The sequence below is a fragment of the Paenibacillus sp. FSL L8-0470 genome (assembly GCF_038008625.1).
In the GTDB taxonomy this organism is placed as follows: Bacteria; Bacillota; Bacilli; order Paenibacillales; family Paenibacillaceae; genus Paenibacillus_AQ.
The window spans coordinates 4,372,759-4,396,174 of sequence record NZ_JBBOZM010000001.1; the positions used below are offsets into that span (position 1 = coordinate 4,372,759).

Below are 23,416 nucleotides of genomic sequence, written 5' to 3' on the forward strand. Positions count from 1 at the left end.
GATCGGCCTCACTTTCTTACTTGTCATCCAGTTGCCGCGCCACTTCGCATCCAGCGCTCCTGCTTATAGTTTATGCAGAGGATGACCCGCACTTCACCTGCACAGCAAAAAACCTGTTTACATAGGTAAACAGGTTCATCCCGTAAGTTCTGGCATTCATTAATTATCTAGGCTCTACAATGAGTTTAATCGCCGTCCGATCCTCTCCATCAATCACTATGTCAGTAAATGCTGGAATGCAGATCAAGTCGACACCGCTTGGCGCGACAAATCCCCGGGCGATGGCAACTGCTTTGACTGCTTGGTTCAGTGCTCCTGCTCCAATAGCTTGTAGCTCGGCCGATCCACGTTCACGAAGAACACCCGCTAGTGCGCCGGCAACGGAATTCGGATTGGATTTAGCTGATACTTTTAATACATCCATAGTAAGTACCTCCCCTGGGAAAATGATGGTGTTCTTCCACTACTGTAGATGTTATTCGCGAGAGAAGAAATAATTCCTTCTTTTTGCGGACTACTCCGGAGAAAATGGTACAAAAGATACTCTTTTCCGATATAAAAAATATCACACTTTACCCAAAATCAGCGATTATTCCCGAAAAGCCTAATTCCTTGATGCCCTCATTAACTCATTACCCATTCATCTTCACGCAGCCGAATCTTCTCCAGACGTGTTGCCTTGCCCGTAGCCTCGTCAATCTCTGCGAATAAACCGTGCAACTGCCATTTACCTTCGTCAACCACAAATCTGGCCGGAAGCTGGGTAGTAAACTTATAGAGGACCGCATCCTTTTCCATACCCAAAATCCCTTCTCTTGAACCAACCATGCCGGCATCCGTCAGATAAGCAGTGCCTCCCGGCAGGATAACATCGTCATTGCTCTGCACATGTGTATGGGTTCCTACAACAATGGAAGCATGCCCGTCCATAAAATAGCCCATGGCGATCTTCTCGGATGTAGCCTCAGCGTGAAAATCCACCAGAATACACTTGTGATTCCGGCGCAGCTCGTCCACAATCTCTTCGCCCACCCGAAACGGATCATCAATTGCCGGCAAAAAGGTCCGTCCTTGCAAATTGACAATCGCCAGCTCTTTGCCATTGCCTTTAATAATCGTATATCCTCTGCCAGGTGTTCCTGCAGGGAAATTAGCCGGGCGGATGATCCGGGGCTCGTCGTCGATAAATTCGAAGATGTCCTTGTTATCCCATGTATGATTGCCCATTGTAATGCCATGAACGCCCCAGTTGAAAAATTCATTGGCAATAGCGGATGTAATACCCCTTCCCGCTGCGGCATTTTCTCCGTTCGCAATGATTATATGCGGCTGGTATTTGTTCTTCAGCGAAGGCAGCATTTCGCGCAGCGCTTTTCTGCCAGTATTGCCTACAATATCACCTATAAATAAAACTTTAATGTTGTTCTCCTCCTAAAAGTTTTAATGGGTTAATCCGTGCTGAATGTTCTTCGTACACATCCGGCTTCGTAAGCATATATTCTGTATGAAAGAAAAAAGGCCCCGCAGGGGGGCCGATTTCCTTGCTTATTTAGCGTATTCAACAGCCCGTGTCTCGCGGATAACGGTAACCTTGATATGACCCGGATAATCCAGTTCACTCTCGATCATCTTCGTAATATCGCGGGCCAGACGGAATGCTTCCGCATCGTCGATCTTCTCAGGCTGCACCATCACACGAACCTCGCGGCCCGCTTGAATGGCGTAGGACTTCTCGACGCCGTCGAAGCTTTCGGAGATTTCCTCCAGCTTTTCCAGACGTTTGATATACGTTTCCAGTGTCTCACGGCGTGCGCCAGGGCGTGCAGCCGACAAGGCGTCAGCAGCTCCAACCAGCATGGCAATAACCGAAGTAGCTTCGCAGTCACCGTGATGAGACGCGATACTGTTGATAACAACCGGATGCTCCTTGTATTTCTTCGCCAGTTCGACGCCAATCTCGACGTGCGAACCTTCCACTTCATGATCCAGCGCTTTGCCGATATCATGCAGCAGACCAGCACGTTTAGCAAGCACGATGTCTTCCCCAAGCTCACCGGCCATAAGTCCAGTCAAATAAGCAACCTCCATGGAGTGCTTGAGTACATTTTGACCGTAGCTCGTACGGAATTTCAGACGGCCCAGAATTTTGATCAGATCCGGATGCAATCCGTGAACGCCAACCTCGAAGGTAGCCTGTTCACCGTATTCGCGAATCCGCTCATCCACTTCTTTGCGGGATTTCTCCACCATCTCTTCAATCCGTGCCGGATGGATACGTCCATCAGCGACCAGCTTCTCAAGTGCCGTACGGGCCACTTCGCGGCGAATTGGATCAAAGCCCGACAAAATAACAGCTTCCGGCGTATCATCAATAATGAGATCAATACCAGTTAGAGTTTCCAGTGCACGGATGTTGCGGCCTTCACGGCCGATAATCCGGCCCTTCATTTCTTCATTCGGCAATGTAACTACAGACACGGTTGTTTCCGCCACATGATCAGCTGCACAGCGCTGAATAGCCAGTGTAATGATTTCGCGGGCTTTCTTGTCCGCTTCCTCTTTGGCCTGCTGTTCAATTTCCTTAATCATCTGAGCGGTCTCGTGGCGAACTTCCTGTTCTACATTGCTAAGAATGATACTTCTGGCATCATCGATGCTCAAATTGGAAATGCGTTCCAGTTCAGTGACCTGGTTCTTGTAAATTACATCAATTTGCTGTTGTGTTTCGTCAATTCGTTTCTCTTTGTTAGCTACTTGTTCTTCTTTTCGTTCAAGCGATTCCATTTTTTTATCCAGTGATTCTTCCTTTTGCAGCAAACGTCTCTCTTGCCGTTGGATTTCATTCCGACGTTCACGAGTTTCTTTCTCAGCTTCAGTACGGATTCTGTGGACTTCGTCCTTAGCTTCGAGTACCGTTTCCTTCTTCAGCGCCTCCGCCTCTTTCTTCGCGTTCTCCACGATGACTACGGCTTCTTTCTCTGCGCTTGAAATCTTAGCTTCTGCAAGGGATTTACGAATAAAATAACCGAATCCAAAGAATAATGCAGCTACAACGAGAACGATTATGACCCAGATTGCAGTTACCATCTGTTCACCTCCTCGTTGGTTCCTCCAAGGGAAATGCCTTGGGAATTGTGCAGTTGTTAAACTATCCGTTCATCACCATACAAAAAACCGGTAATACACCGATTGCCATACTGCACATGCTGCACATGCACACTGCCCGCCTTATCCGGCGATTACATTTCATATGAGTTGTACGCGAACCGGTACATAAGAGTCTGCTTTTTGGGAAGGAAAAAGGATTCTTAGTTTATGCCGATTCATGTTATATTTTATTATTTATAAAAAGACCTTGTCAAGAGAGTCGATAACCGCATTTAAGTCAAGAGAATCAGTCAGGGAAGTAAATCTCCTCTTCTTCACCCTCAAAATCCTCTTCCTGGCGTAAAACATTCAGTACCTGCCGTACCATTTCACCGGAATATCCGCGCCGCATGAGGAAGGCTCCGGTCTTTCTGCGCTTGTCATTAACGTCTCCGCGAATCAGATTCCATTTCTTGCGCCCTGTCTGCAGAGCACTCTCCAGTTCCTGTTCCGGAGAGATATTCTCCAGCGCTTCCGAGATCAGCGACTTGTCGATTCCTTTCTCCCGCAGCTCCTGACGGATCCATAGCTTGCCCTTACGCTGGTTTGCAATGCGTTGTTCCGCCCACTGCTTGGCATACAAGGGATCATCAAGGAAACGCTCTTGCTGCAACCGCAGCAGCACCTCGGCAATAATAGTCTCTCCTATTTCTTTCTCACGTAAACGACGGGCCATTTCCTGAGACGTCCGAGGCTTTCGTTCCAAATACCGCAGTCCCTCTACATAAGCACGCTGCCGTTCATCCGCAACAACAATTTCCACCAGATCTTCCTTCATGAACGAACTGCCGGTGATCATCCGATATTTAATCATGACATCTTCATGAACAGTCATGTTATATGCGCCGAAATGAATAATGTAACGGTGATCGGACTTCTTCTGCCGCTCAACCCGTGTGATGACAAGCAGCTCGCCTTCAGGGAAATTGTCCAGCGGTTGTTCTTCCTGTTCTTCCGGTTCAGGGTTCAATTGTATTACCATGGCTGTCTGTCACCTCATAGCTATTGATTCTTATACTCTTCTGATCTTATGAAAAAGCACCCTGTTAAGATCATTCACAGGGCGCCTAATACCTTATATATTATTCACTTAAATTTATTCGATTTCGAGCAGCAAGTTTTCTTCTTCCTCTTGCTCTGCAGCAACCTCAGATTCACTCGGAGCCGCTACAATCGTCGACAAATTGCTGGCTTCACGAATCTTATTCTCGATCACCAGAGCAATGTCCTGATGCTCTTTCAGGAACTGCTTGGAATTCTCACGACCTTGGCCTAAACGTTCACCCTCGTAGGAATACCAGGCACCGCTCTTGTTAACGATATCCATTTCAGTACCGATATCAACAAGGCTTCCCTCTCTGGAAATACCCTCACCGTACATAATATCAACATCAGCCTGCTTGAACGGAGGTGCAACCTTGTTCTTCACGACCTTGATCTTCGTACGGTTACCGACAACATCATTTCCCATCTTAATGCTCTCTACGCGGCGCACATCAAGCCGAACGGAAGAGTAGAATTTCAATGCCCGGCCGCCTGGAGTTGTTTCCGGGTTACCGAACATAACGCCAATTTTCTCACGGAGCTGGTTAATGAAGATGGCAATTGTATTCGACTTGTTGATCGCTCCGGACAGCTTACGTAAAGCTTGAGACATCAGACGTGCCTGCAAGCCAACGTGGGAATCTCCCATATCGCCTTCAATTTCCGCTTTCGGCACCAGTGCCGCTACGGAGTCCACGACGATAATGTCTACTGCGCCACTGCGGACGAGCGCTTCGGCGATTTCCAGTGCCTGTTCGCCTGTATCCGGCTGGGAGAGCAGCAGTTCATCAATGTTTACGCCGAGAGCATTAGCATACTTAGGGTCAAGCGCATGCTCTGCATCGATGAAAGCAGCTTGTCCACCAAGCTTCTGAACTTCTGCAATCGCATGTAGAGCAACAGTCGTCTTACCGGAAGATTCCGGTCCGTATACTTCAATAATGCGTCCTTTAGGAAGTCCGCCAATACCTAAAGCAATATCAAGTGCTAAGGAGCCGCTAGGTACGACTTCGACTTTCATATGCGAGGATTCTCCCAGTTTCATGATCGAACCTTTACCGAATTGTTTTTCTATTTGACGAAGCGCCATATCAAGCGCTGCACGACGATCTGACAATCAGACCACTTCCTTCACTGTTTATAGTAATATAATAACGTGTTTTGGAGGTCTTGCCAAGCTTTTTTTCGAACATACATTCGTTTTTTTTGTCTTCCGGGAGAATACTCCCTTTTATTGTAAGCCTCCTTCCGGATGTTGAATTCAATACAAATCCTTCAGTCACCGGAAATCAACGGCCTATGCTCGCAGGAGCTCCGCTGTAGTCCACGGCGCCGCATAAAACAAAAAACCGCAGCAGAGAGTTCTCAGTGCTACGGTTCTTCCGTATATACAATTATATACCGTCTTAGCAGGTTATTGCAAGGCTGATCCATCCGGCGGAGTAGCCACCTTGCGCTCCTCGAGCCTGCGCCAGAGACGGTATAATAGCGCTTTGACTGAACGCAGCCGGATGTTCTCACGCGTCCCTTTGAGATTGAGCTCATACACCTCAGTCTTTTGCCCCCGTTCGGCTAAGCCGACATAGACAAGCCCTACCGGCTTGCGTTCGGAATAGCCGGGACCGGCAACGCCTGTAACTGATAACCCGAAATCACTGTCCCCTATCATTCTTACCTGTTCCGCCAGCACCTCAGCCACTTCGCGGCTGACCGCTCCGGCAGCATCAGGACCCTCAAGAAGAGCAGCAGGCACATTCAGCAGCTTCTTCTTCATGTCATTGGAATAGCAAACTATACCCCCATTGAACATGGTTGCGCTGCCCGGAATATTCGTGATGCTCTCCATCAGCAAACCGCCTGTACAGCTCTCTGCGGCGCTTAAGGTCAGTCCGGCATCTGCCATCCAATCGACAATAAGCTGTTCCAGCGGCACATCTATATTGGCATACATATGCTCCGGCAGAATATCCTTGATTGTCTTCTCCAACACATCCAGCTTCTCCATGGCACTGTGTTCAGAAGTCGCTTTGGTAGAGATGCGGACCGTCACTTCCCCTTCCTTGGCATAAGGAGCGATAGTTGGATCAGTCTGACTCCGGATCAAATCGATCAATTTGTCCTCCAGCAGAGACTCGCCGATACCGGCAAATTTGAGCATTTTGGAGTAAATCGGCATTTCGTCTGTCAGTGCGTGCTGCAGCAGCCATGGTTTAGCCTTGTCCGTAAACATTGGCTTCATCTCACGCGGCGGGCCTGGAAGCACGATATAATACTTCTCTTCATGGGCGAACGCGATCCCGACAGCAAGGCCGATTTCATTGGAAAGCGGCGTAGTTCCTTCAATAATAAGTGCCTGCTTACGGTTGTTCTCTGTCATCACAATTTTTCGGTCATCAAAAAAATGCTGTACATGATCCATCGCAAGCGGGTCGATATAAAGCGAACGGCCCAGCGTTAACGCCAGTGCGTCTTTGGTCAGGTCATCTTCGGTCGGACCGATTCCACCGGTGAACAAAATGACATCTGCACGGCTCTTTGCAATCTCTGTTGCTTCCTGAATACGGCCGCTGTTATCCCCGACCACAGTTTGAAAATATACATCAATTCCCATCGCGGCCAGCTCTACAGATAAGAACTGGGCATTGCTGTTCACGATTTGTCCAAGTAAAAGCTCCGTCCCGACGGCAATTATTTCCGCTTTCATAGCTGGCTTTCTCCTCCTGGTTATAAAGTGGATGGGTGATTAAGTTCTAAGCATCATGAAGTTGGAGCAGATCCTTGTTCTTCACGAAATAATCAATCCCCGAATAAATAGTGATGAGCGCAGCGGCCCAAATGGCAATATCATCAAGAGGGATACTGACGAACTGGAAGGGAAAGTTGTTGAGCAGCAGAAGGGAAATGGCGACAATCTGCACGACTGTCTTTATCTTGCCCCATTTGCTGGCGGCAACCACTTTGCCTTCGAGCAGCGCTACCTGGCGCAGCCCGGTTACGGCGAACTCACGGCTGATAATCACAATGGCGATCCATGAATCGCATCTTCCCAGCTCAACCAGAGAAATCAGCACCGCAGAAACCAGCAGCTTGTCCGCCAGCGGGTCGAGCAGCTTGCCGAGATTAGTGACCATGTTATATTTCCGGGCTATATAGCCGTCTATACCGTCCGTGCTGGCCGCGAGCAGGAAGATTACAGCCGCGATCAGATGATTAATTGAAAGCTGGAACGAGCCCCAATGTAAAGGCTCCGGATAAAATCTGAAATCCACCAGCAAAAAAAACATCATAATCGGGATAAGGCAAATGCGGGCTAGCGTGATGCGGTTGGGCAAATTCACTGAAGTTCCTCCCCTGATCGTTACGAATCCGAAATTCCACTATTTTCTTCAAAACTGCTTAAGCAAGTATATTATAGCTATATGTACGTGTCAAAAAAACAGAAAGCACCCCGCAAAAACCGGTGCGTAAGCACTGCGGGGTACAAAAGCTTACTTTAAATTGTTAAACTGCAAATCCAGCGGCAAATCGGCTTTGCGCAAAATCTGAATAATTTGCTGCAAATCATCGCGGCTTTTGCCGGTAACGCGGATTTGATCTCCCTGAATCTGACTCTTCACCTTCAGCTTGGAATCCCGGATCAGAATATTGATTTTCTTGGCGTTCTCCTGATCGATTCCCTGCTTAAGGCCAAGACGCTGGCGCACTGTCCCAAGGGAAGCCGGTTCGACTTTTCCGAAATCCAGATTCTTGAGGGTAATCCCACGTTTGACCATCTTGGATTGCAAAATATCAATGACTGCGCCCAGCTTATACTCGTCCTCTGAGGCGATCATAAGCGCATCCTTTTCCAGCTTCAGGCTGCTTTTGCTGTTCTTGAAGTCAAACCGGTTATCAATCTCCTTCTCGGTCTGGTGAACAGCATTGGTCAATTCCTGCATATCCATTTTGGATACAATGTCAAATGAACTTTCTGAACTCATGAATCCACGTCCTTTGCTAACAATTATTCTGCTCCTATTATATGAGAAAGGGCTTCTTAAGTCTAATTATGGCAAGAATAAGGCACCCGCACCCCCGCATGCAAAACAGCCCCACAGATGTGGAGCCAAGTGCAAGCCTTTGATAATCAAAGGCTAAAAACACGCCCCCCGGCAATAACTACTGCCGGGAGACGTTCATACAGCGGCTTTATCTGCTGCGAGCGGGAGACCGAAACATATCCAGAATCCCCAGCACAATATGTGCCAGTCCGAAGCCAAGAATTCCATAGCCCCAGGCGCTCGGCGTCAAGTAATAACCGAGGAGACTGACGATAATGCCCAGCCCTGTTACAATCCAGCTAACGGTCATGAGAGTATACACCTCACTTTGGCGTAAGAACTGTAAATCACTCTTATATTCTCCAAAAAGCCAAAGTCTATACGTGGTTACCTTTATTGACCTGAATTGCTATTCTGGCTAGTAACGCTGTCCTGTGACTCATCTGTGTTTCCGGATTCACTGTCGGCTGAAGTGCCCTCATCCAGTTCAAGCAGAATGCGGGAGGAGGTTTTGCCGTCAGTGATCACTTGTCCGTTAACAGTAATATTTGTAGCTGGCGAGTAACCGGATTTAATATAGATCCCTTCACTGCCGAGTGTAAAGCTCTTATTCTCACCGGCAGCAGTGTTGCCAAAGCTGAGCTTCTCACCTTTGGAATTTTCACCCTTGTAAACTTCAAGCCAGCTTACACCGGTTGCTGCAATCTCAACCTGCACAGCGCTTCCGGAAGGAGCAGAAACTTTGTAAATCGTCGTTTTGCCCGATTTACGGTCCTGTGTGACCGTAACCGCCTGAGAGCTTGGTGAAGGAACTGGTGTAGCCGTCGGAGCCACAGTAGCCGTTGCAGTCGCTTCAGGGCTGCCTGCTGATTCCGAAGGAGACACCACTCCGCCCCCGACCGCTGTCGGGGAAGGCTGATTCTTAGAAGGATCCTTTTGTTCGTTGGTCAAATTCTCGGGAGCAGCATTTTCAGGATCAGCTTTGTTCATATTCGAAGAAGCGTACAAATAAATTACTACAATAATCAATATAGGGAAGGTCCACATCAGGACTGTCGGAAGCCACTTCGCATTCCGTTCCGTTTCAGGTCTGCGGCTGCGCTTCTGAATCACGGTCTCCATCGTTGTTGTTTCTACCGGGGCAGCCGGGACATTGCCATGCTCTTCCATGAGCTCGTCCGGGTTCACACCCACTGCCTCAGCGTAGGTTTTGATAAACGCCCGAACATAGAAGCTCCCGGGAAGCACTTTATAGTCACCCGCCTCGATGGCTTCTAAATATTTTTTTCGAATCTTTGTTACTTCCTGGACATCGTCAAGACTCATCCCTTTTTGCAGACGAGCCTCCTTCAAATGCCGGCCCAGTTCCGACATGCCATCACCTCCTAAAAGTTTTGTCAGCATTTGCTTTCTTGAAGAGCATCGTACAAAACCCGCTTCGAAAGCATCCGCTTTGTTTTATATTCTAAAGATCATCACTGTAGCTTGTCGTAAACGACTCGTACAATATCTCTTCGTTCGGCATATTGCGCAGCTCAATAATGATATCAAAATCATCAAAGGTATATTCGGATTCCCGCACAAAAATATCCGGATGCTCAATTACTTTTGTGCTGGGCATACTCATCACATTCTGAAGCAGATTATAATGCTTCTCATTGGAGCGGATCGTGCTTACAATCCCGTCAATAATAAAGACATTATGAGGGTTCATCTCATCCTCAGCCAGCTGGCTGCGGACCGTTTGCCGCAAAAGCGTCGAAGAAACAAATGTCCAGCGCTTCATGGCGCAGACACTACCGGCGATAATAGACTCCGTCTTGCCGACGCGGGGCATTCCCCGTAGTCCTATAACCTGATTCCCTTCCCTTTTAAACAGTTCGCCGAGGAAATCCACGAGCAGTCCCAGTTCATCCCGGGTAAAACGGAACGTCTTGCGGTCATCCGAATCGCGGTCAATATATCGTCCATGCCGGACAGCCAGCTTATCCACAAGCCGTGGAGAACGCAGCGCCGTAACCGTAATATTATCTACTTTTTTGAGCATTTCACCCATCAGCATAATCTTCTCGTCATCGTTTGTTTCCAGGAGCATTCCGCGCGTCTTGCCTTCCACACCGTTGATAGTCAGGATGTTGACTTCAAGCATTCCGAGCATAGAAGCGATATCTCCAAGCAGACCAGGTCTGTTCTTATGTATCTTGTACTCCATATACCATTGTTTATATTCCACTTGTTACACCTCATAGATTCCTTTTCCCTGCACTTTGCCATACATTAAAAAAACCTGCTTCGGCAAGCGTTCTGAAACACGGGTCATGTTAATGATATATAAAATGAAATTGAAAGGCAAGGACACTACTGTAATAATTGCAGAAAAGCTCCCGCGAGGGGAGCTTGTTCCGCATGCCTATGCGTTTTTCTTCGCCAGCTTGACCATGAGGGAAGCAATGGTATGCTTCTCATCGTCTGTACCGACATCCCACAGCTCTTTGATTGCCCGGTTGGAATAGTTTCCCGGATCGACTTTCTTATCAAGGAATTCCCCGATTTCGAAAGCCAGCTTGGAAATGGTATCTTCGCTCATCCCCATTTTTTCAGCTTGAATGACCCGTTCACCCAAAAAGCTTTTCCAGGTATCAAAGTTTTTCACTACGGTTTCTGTTGACATCTTAAATCCTCCTTCATGTTTACGGTCCGCCCGCCTTGTTCAGGTGACAGCCGCCTTACGTGAGATTTAAAAGCAACAGTTATAATATGTCTCGGGCGGTACGTTTTTATGCTGGAGCATTTCTCCAAGCCTCCACGCCAGTAACCGGATTCATCAGGTGATCCATCCGCCGTTCGGACTGATTACCTGGCCGGTAATGTACCCGGATTCAGGCAAGGCGAGAAAATAAACAAGCGAGGCGATTTCATGAGGGGAAGCCAGTCGTCCCGCAGGAATCTCTTCCTCAAGCATCCGCATCTCATCCTCCTGCAGATTGGCCAGCATGGCCGTATGGACAGCACCGGGAGCCACGGCATTCACCGTGACTCCTGAGGGTGCCAGCTCTTTGGATAATGCCTTAGTGAAGGCATTCACCCCACCCTTGCTGGCGGAGTAGGCAACCTCGCAGGAAGCGCCTGAGATGCCCCAAACGGAGGAGACATTAATAATCCGCCCATACCGCTGGCTGACCATATAAGGCATAAAAATCTGGCTGCACAAAAAAGTGCCTTTCAGATTCACCGCCATAATATCGTCCCACTCTTCCTCCGTCACATCAGCCAGCATGCCATAATGTGCTTTTCCGGCGTTATTAACCAGAATATCCGGCTGCATTCCGCTGCTTTCCAGCTTTTCTGCCATGCGGACAAGCTGGCTGCGGTCCTTCATATCAGCGGTCACAGTCAACACCTTGGACCCCAGCGCCATACAGCGCCGGGCCACATCATTCGCCGCTTCGTGCGAGTTCATATAATGAATAACAATGTTCATCCCCACGGAAGCAAAACGTTCGGCGATGGCCCCGCCAATTCCTCCGCTGCCTCCAGTGACAAGCACGGTCATTTCTCCTATAGGCTTGCTGCCCTCTCCCGATAACGCCATTAAGGACTCACCACAAGCGACACAGCGAGTTGTTCCCAGTCTACATGATCACGCAAGCGGGCATTGACCTCATCCAGCGTAATGGATTCATAAAGCGGCAGCACTTCAAACAAATCGCCGCCTCTAAACTGGTAGCGTGTGAATTCGTGAGCAATGCTCTCCGGCGAGTTCAGCATGCGCAGATAGCCGCCGATTTTCTTTTTGCGCGCCCGCTCGAAATCCTTCTCGGCGAAGCCAGTCTTCAGAATAACACTGATTTCTTCCTTCAACCTGCTGATGAGCCGATCCGGATCCTTCGTATCGCCGCCAATCGCCGAGAACGCGTACTGCGGTGAGCTGTTGAATTCATGTCCGAAGCTGTCGGAGATCAGTTCCTCGTCATAGAGCTTCTGGTACAGCGTCGTACTGCTGCCCAGCAACAGATCCAGCATTAGCTTAGTGGTCAGATCACGGCGGACTGCCGCTTCACCGGTGAGGCCTTCTACCTTCTCTTTAAAGCCGAAGAGACATTTCGGCATAGATACGGCGAGACGGCTTTCCTTGTGTTTCTCTGCAACATGAACGGGCTCCTCTTCAAAAATACGCGAGATTTCACCCTGCTTTTCGTATGATTTACCGGCCTGGTTGCTGCGGATCAGCTCGAATACCTTCTCCGGTTCTACGCCGCCGACTACAAACAGCAGCATATTGCTGGGATGATAAAAGGAATTGTAGCAGGTGTACAGTGTTTCTTTGGTAATGGTGGCAATTGATTCGATCGTTCCGGCGATATCGATATGTACCGGATGTTTGGCGTACATGGCCTCAATCAAACCAAAATAGACGCGCCAATCCGGATTATCCGCGTACATATTGATTTCCTGGCCGATAATTCCTTTTTCCTTTTCGACATTCTCGTCGGTGAAATAAGGCCGCTGTACAAAATCAACGAGGGTACTGAGATTGGTCTCAATATTTTCTGTGGCCGAAAAAAGATACACTGTCTGGTCAAAGCTCGTGAAAGCATTTGCCGACGCACCGTTAGAAGCAAAGGTGGCAAAAATGTCACCTTCCGGCTCTTCGAACATTTTATGCTCCAGAAAGTGGGCAATACCGTCAGGGACAGTGGTTTCTTCACCGCCGGCAACTTTGAAGTGATTGTCCACAGAGCCATATTTAGTGGCGAAGGTGGCATAGGTTTTCTGGAAAGCGGGCTTAGGCAGCACATAGACCTGCAGACCGTTATCCATAACCTCGTGGTACAGTGTTTCTTGAAGTCTTTCGTAATGAATCTGTTTCACCGCTATTCCTCCTTCCCTGTCAGGAAATAAATCGTATCCAGCTGGAACGTGTCGGCAGCCGCCTTCACATCTTCCACTCCGGTGCCATCGACTTGAGCCAGCAGCTCCAGTGCGGAACGGTCTTTTCCGGACAACTGACGGTTGAAATCAAACGAGATCAGTTCAAACGCCGAATCTTGAATTTCGGAAAGCAGATTGCGGATCATTGCCTTGGTCTGGTTCAGCTCCAGGTCACTGATATTTCCAGCCTTCAATTCCTCCAGCTGTTTGCGGATAATATCGACGGCCTTGCCGTAATTTTGGGTTTCGATCCCCGATTGAATGGTTCCAATGCCTTTATGTCCGTCATAGCGGGAGGACGCATAATAGGCAAGGCTCTCCTTCTCACGAACGTTGACGAACAGCTTCGAGTGAGGATAACCGCCTAATATTCCGTTATACATCAGCGCGGAGGCGTAATTGTCATCCTTGTAAGTTATGGAAGTGTGGAGCCCCATGTTAAGCTTGCCCTGATTAACATCCAGCTTCTCTTCCACAGTCCGGACCTCTGTAACGGCTACCGGTGAAAAGTTGGAGGAATACGCTGTGGTCTCCTTATGTGCACGGCCAAAATGGCGAACGACCAGCTTTTCAACTTCCTCAGGTGTAGTGTCACCAACGACGTAAAGATCGAGGATCGCTCCGTTCAACCAGGAATTGTAGGATTTATACAGGTTTTCTGGAGTAATGCTGTCAAGGTCGGCTCTTTGGCCAAGGGGATGCAGACGGTAAGGCTCCTTACGGCACATTTCTTCAATACAGCGTTCAGCCGCATAGCGGATCTTATCGTTAACAATCGCTTCCAGCTTTTTGCGTACCGTCTCACGTTCTGTTGCGACATACGATGCACGGAAGCTTCCGTCCTCCAGCAAAGGCCGGGTCAGTACTTCTCCTAGGAAAGCAAAAGACTCCCCGAGAAGGCTCTCTTTGCTCTGCACAAAGGAGTCGTTGATCGTATCCATCCGGAACTGGACAATCTGATAATCGCCTCTTTTGTAGATATCAAAACCAAATCCGGCACCATAAAGTTCCTCCAGACGTTCACGGAACTGGGTTGTTTCCGGATAGTTGGCTGTACCTCTGCGAAGCACAAAAGGAACCAGCGCTGTGGAAGTGACCGTACTTTCGTCCAGCGGAACCCCAGCATAAAGTGAAATGGCGAAGGTCTTGAACGCCTTGGTCGGCAATACATGAATGCGCATGCCTGCGGCGTTGCCATGTTGAAATCCATTATTTGTCAAGTCTAAAACTCCTTTACGGCGTGGATAGATGCTCTACAACAAGTTTATGAAGTATTATCCATTCTAAACCATTCCAAAGTAAGGAAGCAACCGGAAGAAAAGCTTACCGGTTGCTCTGGGTCGGTTTTATACAGGGGGTTAAATTGCGGCAAGTACAGGTCTGCTGCTACATGCAGAAAATATGCTCCCCGATTGTTTTCACCTGCGGACGGGTCCAAATCCATTTGGAAGTAGCCGTCTTCGGATTAAAATAATAAAGGCAGCCGCCTGAAGGATCCCAGCCATTAAGCGCCTGCTGAACAGCTTTGCGTGCCTGCTCATTGGGTTCTAGGTAGATCTGCCCGTCAGCTACGGCCGTAAACGCCCCTGGCTGAAAAATAACGCCGGAAGGTGTATTCGGAAAGCTTGGGGATTTCACACGGTTCAGAATAACCGCAGCAACGGCAACCTGTCCTTCAAACGGCTCACCCCGCGACTCCCCATAAACGGCATTGGCCATGATTTTCAAATCATTTTCGGTCAGGCCCATTGTATTCCCTGAGGACAGTTCCGCTGTATTCGACTTGCCGGAATCGGCAGTTTTACTTTTGTTTCCGGTATTTTTATTTGCTGTGCTGGTTGAAGGCTCTGTCGGCTTCCAAGCCTTGGTGGCATTGTACAGTTTCAACTTTGTTTTGGCACCGACGATACCGTCAGATTTTATGCCGAATTTCCACTGGAACCAGGTTACCGCATTTTTCGTTTTAGATCCAAATTGGCTGTCTATTTTGCCCGAGAAATACCCCAGATGCTTCAATCTTCCCTGCAGTTCGTAAACATCTTGTCCGGAAGAGCCGACCTTAAGCGGTGTTGTTCCAAAAGCAGGCAACGCCTCACCATCGGGAGCAGCAGTTTCCGACAGATCAGACGAAGCATGATACGGACTGGCGTAGACCGCACTCTGATCCTCAAAGAATAGACCTGCAAGCGGCAAGGTGGCCAGTGCAAGGGTTAAGCCGGCAAAAATCCATTGCTTATGTTTTTTCATTGGGTTCGCTCTACCTTTCTCTTGTAAGTTCAACATTGATGGCTAAAGTTATTATGACGACTGACAGGTGATCCTATGCATTGCAACCCGGAGAAGGCAAAAGATGAACCGACAGGAGTTGAGATACGGCCATGAATTTGCAAGATCATATTTTGCTGCGGAATAAAGCACTTATAAAAATTATAGAAATTATAGATATCCGGCAGAGTTCCTTCTGGATCATCCTATGACGGCATGGCTGATCTGACCGAAGATCCGCTGTGGAACAGCATTACCGCGGTAAAAGCGGGCCGCTTAATGGAAATAGACTTTGGACTGGCGTACTACAGCGACATCTTTTCGCTTAATGCTCAGCTCGAATACATCGTTGAACGTCTCCTTGCAGCGCCAAAAGCAAACTAAATATCACATGCAAAAAAGAGCTGATCCCGGGTAAGGGGACAGCTCTTTTGGCTATATTATGAGCTTATTCTGTTCTGTTGATATTGCTCCAGTGACATAAGTACTTCCCGCGGCTTGCTGCCTTCGTACGGCCCGATAACCGCTCTGGCTTCCATGGCATCTATCAGCCGCGCAGCACGGGTATAACCTACGCGCATCCGCCGCTGGAGCAGCGATACAGAGGCCTGCTTCGCTTCCAGTACAATTTGTACCGCCTGCTCATAGAGCTCGTCCTGCGGCTCCTGGTCCTCTGTGACCATGTCATCTACTTCAGGCACCAGGGTCTCGTCATAATTGGCTTCCCCTTGGCTGCTGACATACTGCACGATGGTCTCGACTTCCTGATCGCTCATGAATGCCCCCTGCACACGGATTGGCTTAGATGCGCCCATCGGCAGGAAGAGCATATCTCCGCGTCCAAGCAGCTTCTCGGCCCCCGGCATGTCCAGGATCGTCCGGGAATCCACATTTGACGACACACCGAATGCGATACGGGAGGGAATATTTGCCTTAATAAGTCCAGTAATAACATCCACCGATGGACGCTGGGTGGCAATAATCAAATGAATGCCTGCCGCCCGGGCCATCTGCGCCAGCCGGCAAATGGCATCCTCAACATCATTCGCTGCAACCATCATTAGGTCGGCAAGCTCGTCCACAATAACAACAATATAAGGCAGAACTGCAGCAGGATTATCCTTCATCAGTGTATTGTAGCCTTCCACATTGCGTGTGCCCGATTTGGAGAAGAGCTCATATCTCTTTTCCATTTCCACGACAATCTTTTTCAGCGCCAGACTTGCCCGTTTAGGATCCGTAACTACCGGGGCAAGTAAATGGGGAATCCCGTTATATACATTCAATTCAACCATCTTCGGGTCAACCATCAGAAATTTGACCTCATTTGGTTTCGCTTTGTAAAGGATACTTGTGATGATACCGTTGATACAGACAGATTTACCCGATCCGGTAGCACCGGCTACGAGCAGATGGGGCATCTTGGCTAAATTGCCGACAATCGTCTGGCCGGAGATATCACGTCCGAACGCGATCGACAACCGGGACTCGGCATCTTGGAACACCTGTGTTTCCATAACCTCCCGCATGGTTACGACGGATACCTCAGAGTTAGGCACCTCAATCCCGATTGCTGATTTGCCCGGTATTGGCGCCTCCATACGGATATCCTTCGCTGCAAGCGCAAGCGCGATATCATCCGTAAGATTGACGATCCGGCTTACCTTCACACCGATATCCGGCTGAATTTCGTAACGGGTAACGGCCGGGCCTCTTACCACCTCAAGTACCTTCGCCCGGACACCAAAGCTCTCTAGTGTAGCTTCCAGCTTGCGGGCAGTCTGCATGTAATCGTTCTGGTCTCCCGCCTTGGCTCCATTGTTAGGCTTGGCCAGAAGCCGGAAGGAAGGTAGCTTATACGGTTTGGGCGGCGGAGGAAGCGGGGCAGCAGGCACAGGGACTCCGTCTTCGCCAGCAGCCAGCAGCCCGTCCAGCTCCACAACCACAGGATCTTCCGGCGCATCCCCATCAGTAGCTTGGGTATCTGCCGGAACTCCGTCTAACACAGAACCTCTCAAGCCGTTCCCGCTTCGCGCCGCAGGAGAGAATTCGCTCCAGTCCTCACGGTCTTCTTCATTCAGTCCTTCTGAACGGATATGCTCGAAGAAATCGCGGATAATCGGTGTAACGGGCTCCAGCTCTTCTCCAGCGAAATCATCCTCCAGATTATCGAGGGAAGCACGCCCCCTCCCGGCATCGAGTCCGCTAATAATCGGGCTATTGGGCGGACCGTTAAGCAAATCTGCTGTGAGATCTTCCTCCCGGTCTTCTTCGCCTTGCCCTTCTGTCCGTGAAGTCCCGCTCAGCCAACCCCCAATCCGCCGGAAAAACAGCGGTTGACTTCGTCTTGGCAAAGCCTGCTCGTCCTCCTCCTCTTCATCCTCCTCAAGCTCTTGAACAGGATGTGGTGCTGGTGTTCTGCCTGTTCTGGAGGAACGGGCCGCAACGGGAACTGCAGCTGGACGGTTGGCCGCTTTCAGGCGAATCCCTTCCAGCAGCTTCCCAGCACGGACCCGCAGCAGCGAGAACAGCTCTACATATGACAGATTCGTGACCAGCATGAAGCTGATGGCCATCATTACAATCATTAGCAGCTTGGCACCAAGCGTGCCGAAAAGCCACAACAGGGCTGCGAACTCCAGCGCCCCGATATAGCCTCCGCTAATATCTTTGCCAAGCATATATACGCTGCTGTTGCTGGAACCGGGCGAAAGTGCACCGGAAAGATCAGTATGTATTTGCGCCATAACATTGCCAGGATGCAGCATCGACAATGGACCGAGCTTCTGCTCCATCGCTGAGATCGAACTCATCAGACACAAGGACAGCACAAGCAGCAGCACGCCGGAATGGCGGCTGTTCCAACTCGAAGGCCATCTTCTGTGAATCATCACCATCAGCCCGTAAAAAATACCGGCCAACGGCAGCACAAAATAAAAACGGCCTAATAAATAACCTGCCATACTCGAAAGAGAACGTCCAACCGCAGCCTCGCCGGACAATGCAATGACGGAAATCGTTATCAGCATAATGCCGTAAATTTCATATTTTAGAACACTGCCGAGCAGCGCTTTTTTCTTCTTCTTTTTTCGTTTAGCCACAACAGCCACCCCCGGAACAACATTATACCATATAATGGCGTGGCGTACCTATGTTCTGTTTTGTCAGAAAATGCATCTTTATGTTCTCTGTTCGCATTTCCCTTAAGGATTCCGGGGGTAGTTGTCATCTATCGTAAAACACGACGGCTCCCGGAGCGAATGCCGGGTCCAAATATTTGTCCAGCGGGCATTGAAGCAACCTTACAATCCGTGCTTGTCCCCCCTCCAGCGGTTCAACCTGCATCAACATTCCCTGAATGCTGACCTCCCGCAAGGGCTGTGAAAAGTGGATCGCCCCTTCAAAAACTTGTTCCATCGGAAGCACCGTATAGAAGGTCATTGAGTCAGCCCCCCCGGCAGCAACACATCTGTTCTTTGGAGATCATCCTTGGCAATCAGCCTATTCAGATGCGCCAGCGCTGCTCCGATACCTCCTACCTCATCCATCAGACCATATTTGACGGCATCAGAGCCGCCAACAGCTGTACCGATATCACGATTAAGCTCCCCTGTCTTAAACATTAAATCTTTAAATTGCTGTTCTGAAATATGTGAATGGGAAGTGACGAATCTGACCATCCTCTCCTGCATGCGCTCCATGTATTCAAAGGTCTGGGGCACACCTATAACAAGGCCGTTCATGCGGATTGGATGAATCGTCATAGTTGCGCTCTCCGCAATAATGGAATAGCTGGAAGACACGGCAATCGGAACTCCGATGCTGTGGCCCCCGCCAATGACTACGGTCACCGTCGGTTTCGACAAAGACGCGATCATTTCTGCAATCGCCAGCCCTGCCTCCACATCACCGCCGACCGTATTCAGAATTATCAGCAGCCCTTTTATATTTTTGTTCTGTTCGGCAGCCACCAGCTGCGGAATTATATGTTCATATTTAGTCGTTTTGTTGTGCGGAGGCAGTACGAAATGCCCCTCAATCTGCCCAATAATCGTTATACAGAAAATATCGGGTTCTCCCGTTGGAACTACCGTCTGCCCCAGCTCCTTCAGAACCCCCACAGTACCCGGTGGGATGGGTTCACTCGTTACGGGCTTTATTTCTCCCGGAAGGATCTCTTCATTCTTGCCAGTATCAGTATCTGCTGTAAAGTCCATTATGCACAGTTCACCCTTTCCGCTTACAGCGCTAATCTGCTGCAGCCGTACTATCTTTCAATAGTATGACATTCCAGGGGACTCCCTTATGCAATGAACTTCTACAAAAAATAGCTTGGTTCCTCCTATCTTAATAGTTATCCGCAACGGCTCCCAGCACAACACCGCGGATATAGGACTGCCCATTCAGGTTCTTCAGACCGGCTGCGGAGCCGGTGACCACGACACCCAGAATGCGGACATCTCCGGCTTCAGGTTCATTTTTGTCTTTTTTTAGGTATTGATGGATCCGCTTGTATTCACTGTGGTAATTGTCCTTTAGTTTAAGCCCGCTCTTGATGTGCTCAAGAAAATCATCCGGTGACGCCTCATCCCGGTTAGGCCCGATCCCAAAACCGTATACACCAGATGAAGATGCCATAGGCTCTGGGTCTATCATCCCGCCGTTCCCGTCTTCATGGGGTTCCAAATTGAACCGTGAGGTTTCATCATACGTATCGACCCAATACCATACAGGTCTCACTCCTTCAGGCAGCATCTTCTTCACTTCATCAAAGGAATAAGGCTTATCGAAAGATAAAGCCATCTCCATCAGTTCGTCAGGCTCCATCTTCGTAAGCAAGGAAAGGTCATTCAGGATTTTACCGTAATTCACTTCCGGAATATAATAAGCCATCTCCCTCTGTCCGTTGTAGGGATTGTACTGCCTGTTGTATTTATAGCCCTCCACTTTCATCTGCGGGTCAGTCCCACTAAGATGGGTTGTACCTCCATATGCACCGGTAGCAAACGGAAACCACCACTCGTTGTAATTGAACCATTTCTCATTCCACGGAACAGGTACACCTTCAATGATTTTGTACGTATTCACTTCCATGACACCCGACAGAAATCCACGGTTGTCTCTAAATCCGGACGGAAATTCATTGGGACTGCTGATCCTCATATACATCCATTCGCTGTAGCGGGACTCAGCCGATCTCCGCTCCACCAGCTGTGCAGCACCGAAGAAAATAGCTACCAGTGTAAGAATACTAACAAGCAGCGAAATGACAATGCTGCGGAACAGGCTTTTGCGTTTGGCTTGTTTCAGTGTATATACCAGATTCTGATCCTCTTGTTCTTCCCATGGAGCAGTCATTCAGCCTCACCTCCGTAATTTTGTTGAAACTGCTGTCTGGCGCGGTATAGTGAAGCCTTTACCGTCCCTTCCGTTATGCCTAAAAGCGCCGCGATTTGTTTATAGGAGAATTCCATCTCATATTTCAGCAATATCAGCTGGCGGTTCGCCGGATTCAGCTTTCCAAGAACCTTTTCGATAAGCACCTTTTGCTCCTGCTGCAGCAGCATTGATTCGGGCAGCTCATTTGCAGGTGCCTCAAGATCGATTTCTTCGGAATACTGGAACCGTGTTTGCCTTCGGCATAAATCATAGTAGCTGTTAATTGCCACCTTGTAGAGCCACGCGCTGATCTTATGTTCGTCAATCCCGTCAAGATACAGCAGTGCCTTGTACACAGTGTCCTGCACGATATCCTCCGCATCGGCGGTGCCAGCGCCCAAGCGGATTAAATACTTGCGGATTTCTGCCATTTTGGATTGAAGCTGCTGCTCCTTCAGTTTCGGGCCCATCTTGCACCTCCTTGGCTATATAACGATTGAAGGGCCTAAATGTTGTCCCTGCCAATAAATTATTTGGGCACATCGGCATCGGAGCCGGACCTGCCATTCAAATTTTGCATAGACACAGGGGATAATGCTGCACAACACAAAGACCCCTCCTCCCCAAGAAACCGTCCAATATTTCCGGGGAGAAGGGGCCTTTGGCCCTGCATATTTATATTATAAGAAGCTAGTTGCTTCTTACACTTCCATAATGATCGGGAGGATCATCGGTCTGCGGCGTGTTTGCTCATAGAGGAAACGGCCGAGTGAATCTTTGACGCTTGTTTTGAGCGAAGCCCATTCATTGACCTTCTCGCTCATCAGGCGCTGCAGCGTACTGGAGACAATCCGGTTCGCTTCATCCAGAAGTCCTTCGGACTCGCGCACGTAGACAAAGCCGCGGGAGATAATATCCGGTCCGGATACGATTGCTCCGTTCTGCTTGCTCAGTGTCACAACGACAACAAGGATACCATCCTGGGACAGCAGCTTGCGGTCTCGCAGTACAATATTGCCGACATCGCCAACGCCAAGACCGTCAATCAGCACGTTGCCTGCAGTAACCTTGCCGGCTTTGCGGGCTGATCCGCCCTGAATTTCAACAATTTCACCGATTTCGGTAATGAAAATGTTGCTTGGTTCCACTCCGACTGATTCTGCCAGAAGCGCATGTTTGCGCTGCATCCGGAATTCACCATGGATAGGAATAAAGTATTTAGGCTTCATCAGGTTGAGCATCAGCTTCAGCTCTTCCTGGCTGCCGTGACCGGAGACGTGAACGCCGGAATTGGAACCGCTGTAAATCACGTTAGCGCCAAGACGGAACAATTCATCAATCGTACGGCCTACATATTTCTCGTTACCCGGTACCGGCGTTGCCGCAATGATAACGGTGTCGCCCGGAAGAATATCCACTTTGCGGTGGCTGGAGCGCGCCATGCGTGTAAGAGCTGACATCGGTTCGCCCTGGCTGCCTGTGCACAGCACAACTACACGGTTGCCGGCCATTCTATTCATTTCCTCCGGTTCAATCAGCATGCCGTCCGGCACATGCAGATAACCCAGCTCGGAAGCGATGGATACCACATTCACCATACTGCGGCCAATAACCGTAATCTTGCGGCCAGTGGATTCAGCGGCGTTAACCACCTGCTGAATACGGTGCACGTTGGAAGCAAAGGTTGCCACAACAACACGCTGTTCAGCCTTGCGGAAGATATCTTCCAGTACGATGCCGACATTCTTCTCCGAAGGCGTGAAGCCTGGCTTCTCTGCGTTCGTGCTGTCAGACATAAGCGCCAGTACGCCTTTCTGGCCGATTTCAGCCATACGGTGGAGATTGGCAAATTGACCATTGACTGGGGTGTGGTCAAATTTGAAGTCACCTGTATGGACAACATTGCCTTCCGGTGTTTCGATGCATACTCCGACGGAGTCAGGAATACTGTGATTGGTTCTGAAGAAGGTTGCTTTCAATGAAGTTCCCAGTTCAATTTCCGAATCTTCGTTAATTAGAATCCGTTTCGTTTCTCCGAGCAGATTAGCTTCCTTAAGCTTGTTCTCCACAAGTCCAAGGGTAAGTCTTGTTCCATAAACCGGAACATTCAGGTTCTTAAGCACATAAGACAATCCGCCGATGTGATCCTCGTGTCCGTGGGTAAGCACAATACCTCTTACCTTGTCGCGGTTTTCTGTCAGGTACGAAATGTCAGGTATTACAATATCAATACCGAGCATATCTTCCTCCGGGAACTTCAGACCGGCATCCACGACTACAATGTCGTTTCCGTATTGAACGACATACATGTTTTTCCCGATTTCTCCGACTCCGCCCAATGCGAATATCAGCAATTTATCGTTGTTGTTTTTTTTGGACAAATGAATCTAACCCTCCTATGATGTTGGACGTCATACTTTTTATTTGTAAACAATGAGCTTCATTATTTCAGCGGCGCTGAACACATTCTTCAAATTGCCGATAGTTTCCACGATGAACAAGAAATTCCGTAAGTCTGCATAATTACGCAAAGCGAAAAACCCCCGAATTCGGGCAGTGAGCACCTTCTTGAAGCGGACAAACACCGTCAAACTTCACCGCCGCGCCCC

At 49.1% G+C, this 23,416-nt stretch carries 23 protein-coding genes; 1 reads left to right on the plus strand and 22 read right to left on the minus strand.

The window, feature by feature from the left end; genetic code table 11:
• Positions 1–163: 163 nt before the first annotated feature.
• The 16 genes from NST99_RS19715 to sleB all read right to left on the minus strand — a co-directional run bounded on the left by NST99_RS19715 (position 164) and on the right by sleB (position 15,410).
• Complete coding sequence (locus NST99_RS19715; RefSeq protein WP_019910496.1) at positions 164–424, minus strand: stage V sporulation protein S; 261 nt, start codon at positions 422–424, stop codon at positions 164–166.
• A 200-nt stretch (positions 425–624) separates the two neighbouring features.
• Entirely contained in the window at positions 625–1,419 is a 795-nt protein-coding gene (locus NST99_RS19720) for a TIGR00282 family metallophosphoesterase (protein WP_038593324.1), read from the minus strand.
• 126 nt (positions 1,420–1,545) lie between these two features.
• Positions 1,546–3,087, minus strand: coding sequence for a ribonuclease Y (gene rny / locus NST99_RS19725; RefSeq protein WP_038593326.1), 1,542 nt, complete (start codon positions 3,085–3,087; stop codon positions 1,546–1,548).
• 307 nt (positions 3,088–3,394) lie between these two features.
• Entirely contained in the window at positions 3,395–4,129 is a 735-nt protein-coding gene (locus tag NST99_RS19730; RefSeq protein WP_038593328.1) for a regulatory protein RecX, read from the minus strand.
• Positions 4,130–4,243: 114 nt separating this feature from the next.
• Positions 4,244–5,308 (minus strand): recombinase RecA, encoded by a 1,065-nt coding sequence (recA, locus tag NST99_RS19735; RefSeq protein WP_341093939.1) that lies wholly within the window; start codon positions 5,306–5,308, stop codon positions 4,244–4,246.
• A gap of 297 nt (positions 5,309–5,605) precedes the next feature.
• Positions 5,606–6,895, minus strand: a complete 1,290-nt coding sequence (locus NST99_RS19740) for a competence/damage-inducible protein A (RefSeq protein ID WP_341093940.1) — start codon at positions 6,893–6,895, stop codon at positions 5,606–5,608.
• Between the two features lie 46 nt (positions 6,896–6,941).
• A complete protein-coding gene (gene pgsA, locus NST99_RS19745) occupies positions 6,942–7,529 on the minus strand; it encodes a CDP-diacylglycerol--glycerol-3-phosphate 3-phosphatidyltransferase (protein WP_038593337.1) in 588 nt (195 codons plus the stop codon).
• Between the two features lie 150 nt (positions 7,530–7,679).
• The gene (locus NST99_RS19750; RefSeq protein ID WP_038593340.1) at positions 7,680–8,171 is read right to left on the minus strand and encodes a YajQ family cyclic di-GMP-binding protein; all 492 of its coding nucleotides are present in this window, start codon (positions 8,169–8,171) and stop codon (positions 7,680–7,682) included.
• A 208-nt stretch (positions 8,172–8,379) separates the two neighbouring features.
• Positions 8,380–8,541, minus strand: a complete 162-nt coding sequence (locus NST99_RS19755; protein WP_341093941.1) for a hypothetical protein — start codon at positions 8,539–8,541, stop codon at positions 8,380–8,382.
• Positions 8,542–8,624: 83 nt separating this feature from the next.
• Positions 8,625–9,605, minus strand: a complete 981-nt coding sequence (locus NST99_RS19760) for a RodZ domain-containing protein (RefSeq protein ID WP_341093942.1) — start codon at positions 9,603–9,605, stop codon at positions 8,625–8,627.
• 91 nt (positions 9,606–9,696) lie between these two features.
• Positions 9,697–10,464: a DUF3388 domain-containing protein gene (locus NST99_RS19765; RefSeq protein WP_038593346.1), complete on the minus strand. Its 768-nt coding sequence runs from the start codon at positions 10,462–10,464 to the stop codon at positions 9,697–9,699.
• Positions 10,465–10,641: 177 nt separating this feature from the next.
• On the minus strand, positions 10,642–10,902 hold the full coding sequence (locus NST99_RS19770) for a DUF3243 domain-containing protein (protein ID WP_341093943.1): 261 nt from the start codon (positions 10,900–10,902) through the stop codon (positions 10,642–10,644).
• Between the two features lie 153 nt (positions 10,903–11,055).
• Entirely contained in the window at positions 11,056–11,823 is a 768-nt protein-coding gene (gene ymfI / locus NST99_RS19775; protein ID WP_038593352.1) for an elongation factor P 5-aminopentanone reductase, read from the minus strand.
• The gene (gene yfmH / locus NST99_RS19780) at positions 11,823–13,103 is read right to left on the minus strand and encodes an EF-P 5-aminopentanol modification-associated protein YfmH (protein ID WP_341093944.1); all 1,281 of its coding nucleotides are present in this window, start codon (positions 13,101–13,103) and stop codon (positions 11,823–11,825) included. Before yfmH ends, ymfI begins: the two co-directional genes overlap by 1 nt.
• A gap of 2 nt (positions 13,104–13,105) precedes the next feature.
• The gene (gene yfmF / locus NST99_RS19785; protein WP_341097704.1) at positions 13,106–14,344 is read right to left on the minus strand and encodes an EF-P 5-aminopentanol modification-associated protein YfmF; all 1,239 of its coding nucleotides are present in this window, start codon (positions 14,342–14,344) and stop codon (positions 13,106–13,108) included.
• A 205-nt stretch (positions 14,345–14,549) separates the two neighbouring features.
• Positions 14,550–15,410 (minus strand): spore cortex-lytic enzyme, encoded by an 861-nt coding sequence (gene sleB, locus NST99_RS19790; protein ID WP_341093945.1) that lies wholly within the window; start codon positions 15,408–15,410, stop codon positions 14,550–14,552.
• A gap of 234 nt (positions 15,411–15,644) precedes the next feature.
• Between sleB and NST99_RS19795 the strand changes: the two genes are divergently transcribed.
• A complete protein-coding gene (locus NST99_RS19795) occupies positions 15,645–15,812 on the plus strand; it encodes a hypothetical protein (RefSeq protein WP_341093946.1) in 168 nt (55 codons plus the stop codon).
• Between the two features lie 56 nt (positions 15,813–15,868).
• Here NST99_RS19795 and NST99_RS19800 read toward each other — a convergent pair whose 3' ends face one another.
• From NST99_RS19800 to NST99_RS19825, 6 genes are all read right to left on the minus strand, one after another.
• Positions 15,869–18,529: an FtsK/SpoIIIE family DNA translocase gene (locus tag NST99_RS19800; protein ID WP_341093947.1), complete on the minus strand. Its 2,661-nt coding sequence runs from the start codon at positions 18,527–18,529 to the stop codon at positions 15,869–15,871.
• 124 nt (positions 18,530–18,653) lie between these two features.
• Positions 18,654–18,869 carry a YlzJ-like family protein gene (locus NST99_RS19805; protein WP_341093949.1) on the minus strand — a complete coding sequence of 72 codons (216 nt, stop codon included), beginning with the start codon at positions 18,867–18,869 and terminating at the stop codon, positions 18,654–18,656.
• A complete protein-coding gene (locus tag NST99_RS19810; protein ID WP_341093950.1) occupies positions 18,866–19,645 on the minus strand; it encodes a ClpP family protease in 780 nt (259 codons plus the stop codon). Before NST99_RS19810 ends, NST99_RS19805 begins: the two co-directional genes overlap by 4 nt.
• Before the next feature lie 130 nt (positions 19,646–19,775).
• Positions 19,776–20,786, minus strand: a complete 1,011-nt coding sequence (locus NST99_RS19815) for an anti-sigma factor (protein WP_341093951.1) — start codon at positions 20,784–20,786, stop codon at positions 19,776–19,778.
• Positions 20,783–21,277, minus strand: coding sequence for an RNA polymerase sigma factor (locus tag NST99_RS19820; protein WP_341093952.1), 495 nt, complete (start codon positions 21,275–21,277; stop codon positions 20,783–20,785). Before NST99_RS19820 ends, NST99_RS19815 begins: the two co-directional genes overlap by 4 nt.
• Before the next feature lie 231 nt (positions 21,278–21,508).
• The gene (locus tag NST99_RS19825; protein WP_038593375.1) at positions 21,509–23,188 is read right to left on the minus strand and encodes a ribonuclease J; all 1,680 of its coding nucleotides are present in this window, start codon (positions 23,186–23,188) and stop codon (positions 21,509–21,511) included.
• Positions 23,189–23,416 lie beyond the last annotated feature (228 nt).

Coding starts and splice junctions, on each gene's coding strand:
- NST99_RS19805 (WP_341093949.1), bottom strand. CDS start 18,869: ATGACCTTCTATACGGTGCTTCCGATGGAACAAGTTTTTGAAGGGGCG.
- NST99_RS19750 (WP_038593340.1), bottom strand. CDS start 8,171: ATGAGTTCAGAAAGTTCATTTGACATTGTATCCAAAATGGATATGCAG.
- NST99_RS19815 (WP_341093951.1), bottom strand. CDS start 20,786: ATGACTGCTCCATGGGAAGAACAAGAGGATCAGAATCTGGTATATACA.
- NST99_RS19755 (WP_341093941.1), bottom strand. CDS start 8,541: ATGACCGTTAGCTGGATTGTAACAGGGCTGGGCATTATCGTCAGTCTC.
- rny (WP_038593326.1), bottom strand. CDS start 3,087: ATGGTAACTGCAATCTGGGTCATAATCGTTCTCGTTGTAGCTGCATTA.
- NST99_RS19740 (WP_341093940.1), bottom strand. CDS start 6,895: ATGAAAGCGGAAATAATTGCCGTCGGGACGGAGCTTTTACTTGGACAA.
- NST99_RS19770 (WP_341093943.1), bottom strand. CDS start 10,902: ATGTCAACAGAAACCGTAGTGAAAAACTTTGATACCTGGAAAAGCTTT.
- NST99_RS19820 (WP_341093952.1), bottom strand. CDS start 21,277: ATGGGCCCGAAACTGAAGGAGCAGCAGCTTCAATCCAAAATGGCAGAA.
- NST99_RS19795 (WP_341093946.1), top strand. CDS start 15,645: ATGGCTGATCTGACCGAAGATCCGCTGTGGAACAGCATTACCGCGGTA.
- NST99_RS19730 (WP_038593328.1), bottom strand. CDS start 4,129: ATGGTAATACAATTGAACCCTGAACCGGAAGAACAGGAAGAACAACCG.
- ymfI (WP_038593352.1), bottom strand. CDS start 11,823: ATGGCGTTATCGGGAGAGGGCAGCAAGCCTATAGGAGAAATGACCGTG.
- NST99_RS19715 (WP_019910496.1), bottom strand. CDS start 424: ATGGATGTATTAAAAGTATCAGCTAAATCCAATCCGAATTCCGTTGCC.
- NST99_RS19810 (WP_341093950.1), bottom strand. CDS start 19,645: ATGGACTTTACAGCAGATACTGATACTGGCAAGAATGAAGAGATCCTT.
- NST99_RS19760 (WP_341093942.1), bottom strand. CDS start 9,605: ATGTCGGAACTGGGCCGGCATTTGAAGGAGGCTCGTCTGCAAAAAGGG.
- yfmF (WP_341097704.1), bottom strand. CDS start 14,344: ATGCGCATTCATGTATTGCCGACCAAGGCGTTCAAGACCTTCGCCATT.
- sleB (WP_341093945.1), bottom strand. CDS start 15,410: ATGAAAAAACATAAGCAATGGATTTTTGCCGGCTTAACCCTTGCACTG.